Source organism: Ensifer sp. 2TAB8, from assembly GCF_052115125.1.
In the GTDB taxonomy this organism is placed as follows: domain Bacteria; phylum Pseudomonadota; class Alphaproteobacteria; order Rhizobiales; family Rhizobiaceae; genus Ensifer.
Window position 1 is genome coordinate 87074 of record NZ_JBFRGB010000022.1, and the last position, 8832, is coordinate 95905.

At 61.5% G+C, this 8832-nt stretch carries 7 protein-coding genes and 3 tRNA genes; 5 read left to right on the forward strand and 5 right to left on the reverse strand.

Features of this window, described 5'->3' with window-relative positions; all coding sequences use genetic code 11:
• Nucleotides 1-23: 23 nt before the first annotated feature.
• On the reverse strand, nt 24-743 hold the full coding sequence (sfsA, locus tag AB4Z53_RS27385) for a DNA/RNA nuclease SfsA (protein ID WP_441598745.1): 720 nt from the start codon (nt 741-743) through the stop codon (nt 24-26).
• 19 nt (nt 744-762) lie between these two features.
• Complete coding sequence (gene phaC, locus AB4Z53_RS27390; RefSeq protein ID WP_441598746.1) at nt 763-2751, reverse strand: poly(3-hydroxyalkanoate) polymerase subunit PhaC; 1989 nt, start codon at nt 2749-2751, stop codon at nt 763-765.
• Between phaC and AB4Z53_RS27395 the strand changes: the two genes are divergently transcribed.
• The 5 genes from AB4Z53_RS27395 (at nt 2723) to AB4Z53_RS27415 (ending at nt 8165) form a co-directional block, all read left to right on the forward strand.
• Entirely contained in the window at nt 2723-3031 is a 309-nt protein-coding gene (locus AB4Z53_RS27395) for an SHOCT domain-containing protein (RefSeq protein ID WP_113537506.1), read from the forward strand. The genes phaC and AB4Z53_RS27395 overlap by 29 nt on opposite strands.
• 126 nt (nt 3032-3157) lie before the next feature.
• Entirely contained in the window at nt 3158-4375 is a 1218-nt protein-coding gene (locus AB4Z53_RS27400; protein ID WP_113537505.1) for an LL-diaminopimelate aminotransferase, read from the forward strand.
• Nucleotides 4376-4521: 146 nt separating this feature from the next.
• Entirely contained in the window at nt 4522-5844 is a 1323-nt protein-coding gene (locus AB4Z53_RS27405) for a homoserine dehydrogenase (RefSeq protein WP_441598747.1), read from the forward strand.
• Between the two features lie 220 nt (nt 5845-6064).
• Complete coding sequence (gene recJ, locus AB4Z53_RS27410) at nt 6065-7867, forward strand: single-stranded-DNA-specific exonuclease RecJ (protein ID WP_441598748.1); 1803 nt, start codon at nt 6065-6067, stop codon at nt 7865-7867.
• A 46-nt stretch (nt 7868-7913) separates the two neighbouring features.
• On the forward strand, nt 7914-8165 hold the full coding sequence (locus AB4Z53_RS27415) for a hypothetical protein (protein ID WP_291156136.1): 252 nt from the start codon (nt 7914-7916) through the stop codon (nt 8163-8165).
• Nucleotides 8166-8200: 35 nt separating this feature from the next.
• Here the strand turns inward: AB4Z53_RS27415 and AB4Z53_RS27420 are convergent.
• The 3 genes from AB4Z53_RS27420 to AB4Z53_RS27430 form a co-directional block, all read right to left on the reverse strand.
• Nucleotides 8201-8275: transfer RNA gene (locus AB4Z53_RS27420), tRNA-Glu, on the reverse strand.
• Between the two features lie 177 nt (nt 8276-8452).
• Nucleotides 8453-8527, reverse strand: a tRNA-Glu gene (locus AB4Z53_RS27425).
• Between the two features lie 199 nt (nt 8528-8726).
• Nucleotides 8727-8801 (reverse strand) — tRNA-Glu (locus AB4Z53_RS27430).
• Between the last annotated feature and the right edge of the window lie 31 nt (nt 8802-8832).

Here is an 8832-nt window from a genome sequence, read left to right on the forward strand (position 1 = left end):
TTTCATTTGTTCCAAGTCGGATTTCATAGAGCAGCGAGGGCGCCTTCGTCCACTGCCATCAATCCGCTCGGACGGATTTGCGTTGGCGAAACCTGACATTTGACGGCATAGGCTTCGATCCCGCGGGCGATGGCGCGGTCGAATGTCTGCGCATAGACGGGATCGAAGTCGCGGCAGATTCTCAAGCGGTCGCAGTCGTCACGTTGCACGAGATAGATCATGATGGCGCGATGACCGGCCTCGACCATGTCGCCGAGTTCGTCGAGATGTTTTGCGCCACGAGCCGTGGGACTATCCGGGAATTCTGCGAGATTGGCCGTGCGACTGAAGTGTACGTTCTTCACCTCGACATAGGCAAGGCCGCGTTCGGGGTCGCTAAGCAGGATGTCGATCCGCGAGTTCCGGCCATACTTCTGTTCCCGCGCGAAACCTGGGTATGTGTGCAGATCGGAAACGAGCCCCAGCCGGATAGCCTCTTCCGCAAGCCGGTTCGGCAGGCCGGTATTGATTCCCACCAGCGTTCCATCGGCTTCGACGATTTCGAGCATGTGGCGGTACTTCCGCGTCGGACTGTCGTGTTCCGACATCCAGATACGCGATCCCGGTGTCGTCAGTCCGCGCATCGAACCGGTATTCGGGCAGGATCCGGTCAACGCCGCGCCATCGGGCTGGATCGCATCGAAGAGAAAGCGCTTGTAGCGCTGCACCAGGGTTGCCTGTGCGAGCGGTGGGTCGAAGATCAAGATTGTTCCTGCAGCTGTTTCATGCCCGGGCGCGAACGTAGGAGCCCGGAGCTTCTTCGAGCGAATTCAGCGGCCCACCGGGTTTGCGGGCCGGAACTCGTCTCTTGTCGAGCTTTTCGATCCACTGATGCCAGTGCGGCCACCAGGATCCCGGCGTTTCCTTCGCGGCCTTGAACCAGTCGTCGAAATCGCCCTTGGGCGCGCCGCCGGTCCAGAACTGGTACTTTCCCTTGTCGGGCGGGTTGACGACGCCGGCAATGTGGCCGGAGCCGGAAAGCACATAGGTGACCTTGCCGCCGAAGGAGGAGCTACCTAGGAAAACCGAGCGCGGCGGAGCGATATGGTCTTCCTTGGTCGCGAGATTGTAGACCGGTATCTTCACGTCGCCGAGCGACACCTTTCGCCCAGCCAGCATCATCTCGCCCTTCGAGAGTTTGTTCTCAAGGTAGCAATTGCGCAGATAGAAGGAGTGGTTGGCAGCCGGCATCCGGGTCGAATCGGAATTCCAGTAGAGCAGATCGAAGGGCAGGGGATCCTGGCCCTTGAGGTAGTTGTTGACGAAGTAGGGCCAGATCAGTTCGGAGGCGCGCAGCATGTTGAAGGCGGTCGCCATCTTCGAGCCGTCGAGATAGCCGGTCACGCTCATGTTCTGTTCGATCTGGCGGATTTGGTCTTCATCGACGAAGACCTTGAGGTCGCCCGCGTGGGTGAAATCGACCTGCGTCGTGAACAGGGTCGCGGAGCGGATGCGATCGTCTCCTTCGGCGGCATGCAGGGCCAGCGTCGCGGCCAGCAGAGTTCCGCCGACGCAATAACCGATGGCGTCGACTTCCCGTTCCCCTGTTGCCTGCTCGACGATATCGAGCGCAAAGCCGATACCTTCGCGGGCATAGGCTTCCCAGTCCTTGGTCGCGTGCCGCTCGTCCGGGTTGACCCAGGAGATGACGAACACGGTGTGGCCCTGGTCGACAGCCCACTTGATGAAGGATTTCTGCGGGTTGAGATCGAGCACATAGAACTTGTTGATCCACGGCGGGCAGATCAGCAGCGGTCGCTTCAGCACCGTCTCGGTCGTCGCCTCATACTGCAGCACTTGGCAGACATCACTTTGGGCAATGACCTTGCCGGGCGTGATCGCGATATTCTCGCCGATCGCGAACTTGCTGGTGTCCGTCTGCCGCAGCTTGAGGTCTCCGCGACCCGCGGCTACGTCCTCGGCGAACATCTGCATGCCCTTGACGAGATTGGCGCCGTTCGACGCGACGGTTTCGCGATAGAGTTGCGGGTTGGTGGTGACGAAGTTGGTGGGCGAGAGCGCGCTTGAAACTTGCCGGACGTAGAACGCGGCCTTGTGCTTGGTGTGATCGTCGAGCCCCTCGGCGTCCTCGACCATGCGCTCGGCCCAATCCGAGGTGACGAAATAGGCTTGCCGAATAAAGTCGAAGAACGGGTTCTTCACCCAATCTTCGTCGGTAAACCTTTTGTCGTTGCGCTGGAAAGCGGCCGGCTCTGCCGCCTCGACATCGCCGGACATGCGATGGAGGGTCCGCGACCAGATCTCGAAGAAGCTGCCCATCAGATGCGTCTGCGCCTCGAGCGTGCGGCGCGGATCGGAAAGCCAGTATTCGGAAACCTTGGAGAGCGTTTTCACCATGTCGGTGACCGGCTCGGAAAAGACGTCCGACTTCTGCCCCGATTCACGCGGTGCCAGCCAGGCGGAGGCCGCCTTGCCGAGTTGCTCCATGGCGCGGGCGAGGTTGACGGCGAGGCTTTCCGGGTCCTTTACGATGTAAGGTTCGACGGATTTGGGGTCGAATCCCGTGAAGCCGTCCCTGCCAGCGGTGCCTTCCGCATTCCTCTCTGCTGTCACCCGGCTTCCTCCACAGCATCTTGTTTGTTTTGTATTTTTACATTCTGCCCGAAAATGATTACAAGGGCTAGCGCATCGTCGCGCCGTGAAAACAGAGGTCGTCTCCAGTATGCTTGCCGTCGGAAAACAGCGTTCCATCACCTGGGTTGCCGGGATCCTTCTGCTAGGCACGCTTGCTGGCTGCAACAGCCAGGGGGCCAACTTCGAAAACTATCCTTCGGTCTACGGCCAGAAGCCGGCAGCGACGACACAGATGACCAACGAAGAGGCGACCGATATGCAGGCACGCCTGACGTCGCTCGGCGCCGCGCGCAAGTCCGGCGCGATCTCGGAAGCGGAATATCAGCGTCGGCTTAAGGAAATGCGCACGCTCGCCGAACAGCACGGCGCCGACACGCTCAAACAGATCCAGAATTAGAGCTTGCCTTTCCGGTGATTTGGACGCAAAGCGTTCAATGGCCGCAAGGACGGCCGTTCACCACAGCGCACGGTTTCGCGAAGGCTTGAGCCGCTGGCGGGAGCGTGCGCCAAACGAGGTTTGGAGATGGAAGAGTTTCACAAAGTCCGGCGTTTGCCGCCCTATGTTTTCGAACAGGTCAACCGTTTGAAAGCAAGCGCGCGAGCGGCCGGTGCTGACATCATCGACCTCGGCATGGGCAATCCGGATCTTCCCACTCCACAGTCGATTGTCGACAAGCTTTGCGAGGTCGTTCAGGACCCGCGCACGCATCGTTATTCGTCGTCGAAGGGCATTCCCGGGCTGCGCCGTGCCCAGGCCGCCTATTACGCCCGTCGCTTCGGCGTCAAACTGAATCCGGAAACGCAGGTCGTCGCCACCCTTGGCTCCAAGGAAGGCTTCGCCAACATGGCCCAGGCGATCACAGCACCAGGCGACGTGATCCTATGCCCGAACCCCACCTATCCGATCCACGCCTTCGGCTTCCTGATGGCAGGCGGCGTCATCCGCTCGATCTCGGTCGAGCCCGATGACACCTTCTTCCCGCCGCTCGAGCGCGCCGTGCGTCACTCGATCCCGAAGCCGCTGGCGCTGATCCTCAACTATCCGTCGAACCCGACGGCGCAGGTCGCGACCCTCGATTTCTACAAGGAAGTGATCGCCTTTGCGAAGAAGCACGACATCATCGTGCTTTCTGATCTCGCCTATTCGGAAATCTACTTCAACGACGCGCCGCCGCCGTCGGTACTGGAAGTGCCGGGCGCGATCGACTGCACCGTCGAATTCACCTCGATGTCGAAGACCTTCTCGATGCCGGGCTGGCGCATGGGCTTTGCCGTCGGCAACGAGCGGCTGATCGCGGCGTTGACGCGCGTGAAGTCCTACCTTGACTACGGCGCCTTCACGCCGATCCAGGTGGCCGCGACGCAGGCGCTGAATGGTGACGGCAGCGACATCGCCGAGGTGCGCAATGTCTACAAGCGCCGCCGCGACGTCATGGTCGAAAGCTTCGGCAAGGCCGGCTTCGACGTGCCACCGCCGGCAGCGACGATGTTTGCCTGGGCAAAGATCCCCGAGAAGTTCCGCCATCTGGGCTCGCTCGAGTTCTCCAAGCTCCTGGTCGAGAAGGCTGACGTTGCTGTTGCCCCGGGCATCGGCTTCGGCGAGCAGGGCGACGACTACGTGCGTCTCGCTCTCGTCGAGAACGAGCACCGCATTCGCCAGGCGGCCCGCAACATCAAGAAATTCCTGTCGACTGCCGACGAGACGATGCACAACGTCATCTCGCTCAACGCGCACAGGTAATGGGAGCGGGATGAGGAAAAGTGTATTCGGTTTTCCGCCCGCATCCCGCTTAACGAAATAAGTCAGGAGGCGTGCTTGAGGTGCGCCTCCTTCCACACCGGCACCGCGGTCCTCGCGGCTTGCCCTCTACATGTTAGGAAATGGCTATGGCAGATGCCCTCAAAATCGGCATTGCGGGCTTGGGTACCGTCGGTGCCTCGCTCGTGCGAATCCTCCAGGATCGTCACGAGATGCTCGCGACAACGTGCGGACGGGCAATCGAGACCACGGCCGTAACGGCACGCGACCGCAACCGCGATCGCGGCGTCGACCTTTCGAAGACCGCCTGGTTCGAAGACGCCGTTTCGCTCGCGCGTGACGCCGACATCGACGTGTTCGTGGAACTGATGGGCGGCGCCGGCGATCCGGCCTATTCGGCGGTCAAGGCCGCGCTTCAGCGCGGCGTTCATGTCGTGACCGCCAACAAGGCGCTGCTTGCTGCCCATGGCATCGAACTTGCCAAGATCGCCGAGGAAAAGGGCGCGCTTCTGAACTACGAAGCGGCTGTCGCCGGCGGTATCCCGGTGATCAAGGCGCTGCGCGAGTCCATGACCGGCAACACGATCTCGCGCGTCTACGGCATCATGAACGGCACCTGCAACTACATCCTGACGAAGATGGAGAAGGAAGAGCTTTCCTTCGAAGCCTGCCTCAAGGAAGCGCAGCGCCTCGGCTACGCCGAAGCCGATCCCGCCTTCGACATCGAAGGCAACGATACCGCGCACAAGCTTTCGATCCTGACGAGCCTTGCCTTCGGAACGGCGATCGCTGCCGACGACATCTATCTCGAAGGCATCACCAACATCTCGATCGACGACATCCATGCGGCGGCCGATCTCGGCTATCGCATCAAGCTCCTGGGCGTTGCCCAGCGCACGGAGAGCGGCATCGAGCAGCGCGTCCATCCGACGATGGTGCCTTATGACTCTGTCATCGCTCAGGTCGACGGCGTGACCAATGCGGTTGCGATCGAATCCGACATTCTCGGCGAACTCTTGATGGTCGGCCCCGGTGCCGGCGGCAACGCGACGGCCTCGGCAGTGCTTGGGGACATCGCCGACATCGCCAAGAGCCGTCCCGGCGCCCAGCATGTTCCGGCCTTCGGCCGCCCGACCAATGCGTTGCTGCCCTATAAGCGCGCGCAGATCCAGAGCCACGAGGGCGGCTACTTCATCCGCCTGAAGGTCGTCGACCGTACCGGCGTTTTCGCCAGCATCGCCACCCGCATGGCCGATAACGGCATCTCGCTGGAATCGATCATGCAGCACTCCAAGCAGCTGATGGAAACCGGCGAGCCGCAGACGATCATTCTGGTCACGCATGCGACCTCGGAGCACTCCGTTCGCGATGCCATCAAGGCGGTCAAGAGCGAAGGCTATCTCGTCGGCGAGCCGCAGGTCATCCGTATCGAACGCCCGAAGGCGAACTGAGGGCGGCATCGACCTCGAGCCGTTCGGCGCTGGGAAACACCGATAGATTGGAGCCTCGCCATGCAGGAATGCCGGCGAGGCTTTTTTGTTCGGGCATTTGGGCCGGGCGGTGCCGAGAACGTCCGCCAAACGTGGATCTCTGTGTATGCCGTTCCGAAAACGGTCACGATTTTCAGGGTTATGCGCTAAGAAAAGTTAAGCGCCAAGCGGGTGGACGAACATGGAAGAATTGGTGGATCCGGTACAGCGGGCCTTTCTCGGCGTCGAGCAGTCGGTCAGCGGACAACGCTGGGTGTCGCGGCTTGACCAGGCGGGCCAGAACCGGGCGCTCGCCATCAGCCAGATTCACGGCTACTCCGATCTGCTCGGTCGCGTGCTTGCCGGCCGCGGCGTCGTGCTCGACGATGCGGCAAGCTTCCTCGATCCGACCCTTCGGTCGCTGATGCCGGATCCCGATACGCTCACCGATTGCCGAAAAGCATCAGATCGCCTGGAACAGGCTATCAAGCGGCGCGAAAAGGTTGTGGTCTTCGGTGACTATGACGTCGACGGTGCCGCCTCGTCGGCTCTGATGGCCCGGTTTCTCCGTCATTTCGGCATCGATGCTGAGATTTACATTCCCGATCGAATTTTCGAGGGCTATGGGCCTAACCCCGCGGCGATCGAGCAGCTGATCGACAACGGTGCTGCGCTTATCGTGACCGTCGACTGCGGCTCAACGAGCCACGAGGCGCTTGGCGTTGCGGCGCAGCGTGGCGTCGACGTCGTCGTCATCGACCACCATCAGGTCGGCTCGGCGCTGCCGGCTTGCCACGCGCTCGTCAATCCAAACCGGGAGGATGATCTTTCGGGGCAGGGGCATCTCTGTGCCGCCGGCGTTGTCTATCTCGTCCTCGTCAACACGCTGCGCGTTCTGCGTAGTGCCGGCGACCCCCGCGTGGCATCCTTCGATCTGCTGGCGCAGCTCGATCTGGTGGCGCTCGCGACCGTCTGCGACGTCGTGCCGCTCAAGGGGCTCAACCGAGCCTATGTCGTCAAGGGACTGATCGCGGCGCGGCATATGGGCAATGTCGGGCTTTCGGCGTTGCTGAGGAAGGCTGCGATCGGTGGCCCGGTCACGCCCTATCACCTGGGATTTCTGGTGGGGCCGCGAATCAACGCCGGCGGTCGCATCGGCGACGCAGCGCTCGGCAGCCGCCTACTGGCCATGGAAGATGCTGGCGCGGCCGAAAAGATCGCAGCGCAGCTGGATAAACTCAACCGTGAACGGCAGGCCATGGAGGGCGCCATGCTGGCCGAGGCCGAGGCCGAGGTTCTTGCGGAGTACGGCACGGGCGAGGGCGCCTCGGTCATCGTCACGGCGCGCGAAAACTGGCACCCCGGCATCGTCGGGCTACTCGCCGCCCGCATCAAGGAAAAATTCCGCCGGCCGACCTTCGCCATCGCCTTCGATCCGAACGGCCGGGGCACCGGCTCAGGCCGCTCGATCAACGGCTTCGACATGGGCAAGATGGTCCGCGCTGCGGTTGACGGCGGCCTGCTCGTCAAAGGCGGCGGTCATGCGATGGCCGCCGGCCTCACGGTCGAGCGCTCGAAACTCGGCAAGCTCAGGCAATTCTTCGAAGAACGGGCAGAGGCGGCCGTACGCGACCTGGTCGCCATCCAGACGCTCAAGGTCGACGGCGCGCTCGCGGCATCCGGCGCGACACTGGAGCTTATCGATCTCCTGGAACAAGCAGGCCCCTACGGTTCGGCACACCCTCAACCTGTCTTTGCCTTCCCGCAACACCGGCTGCGCGACAGCCGGCAGGTGGGCGCCAACCACATCAAGGTGACGCTGGAAGGCCAGGACGGCAGCCGGCTCGACGGAATCGCATTCAGGGCTACGGAAACGCCGCTCGGCGAATTCCTACTGGCAAGCCGCGGCGCGTCCATTCACGTGGCAGGTTCGGTCTCGGCGGATCTCTGGCAGGGGCAGCGTCGCGTGCAATTGCGCGTTACGGACGCGGCGAGGGCGGTTTGACGGGTGCTTTGCGCTGACACGACTGGAGGCGTTCGAAAGGTAGCGTATGAGTGAGGACGAAGATCTGATCATCTACCCGGTGCCCAGTCTCGTAGCGGTGCTTTTGAACCGGGAGAGCGGCAAAGGAAGCCCTTTGACTGAGGAAGAAGTGATTCAGATCAGGGACAACTGCGAGGCAATTGCGGTCCCCGTAGACATTGCTTGCCGGATGGATGAGCAGCGAGGCTACCGCGACATCGACCCGGAACGTTGTTGGCAAGAGTGGCAACGGGTTCGCGCCGAGCTGAGCAAGGACTAATCTGGGTTACCTTGACGCAAGCTCCGACGCGACCTTGGCACGCCCAACGGGACTCGAACCCGTGTTACCGCCGTGAGAGGGCGGCGTCCTGACCGCTAGACGATGGGCGCCTTTAGGCTCGCTTCGCGCTGAGAATTGCCGCGCATGCCGCATACTAAGCCTTTTCCGCGAAAACGACGATAGGCTTCTCGGACGCCGGCAAGGCGTTGGAAATGGGATCGTTCGGTCACGCGCCCGAACTGGCGGTAGTGATGTAGCTTGAAATCCAGGGGGGAAATTCAACACAGTGGCACGCCCTAGGGGAGTCGAACCCCTCTTCCCAGAATGAAAATCTGGTGTCCTAACCGATAGACGAAGGGCGCACTCGCTGTGTGGGCGCCTTATAGCCAGCGACTCTGGATACCGCAAGCGCCAATCTCAGGATTTTTGTGCTTTTCCTGTTAAAAACAGCGAGAAAAATCCGACGACCGGAAAGCCGCAAACGGGAGTGTTTCTGAGACGGAAAGGCACTGTCTCAAAGAGGAAAATAGCGATATTTCTTGGGGGAGGAGATCGACACAGTGGCACGCCCTAGGGGAGTCGAACCCCTCTTCCCAGAATGAAAATCTGGTGTCCTAACCGATAGACGAAGGGCGCACTTGCTGTGTGGGCGCCTTATAGCCAGAGG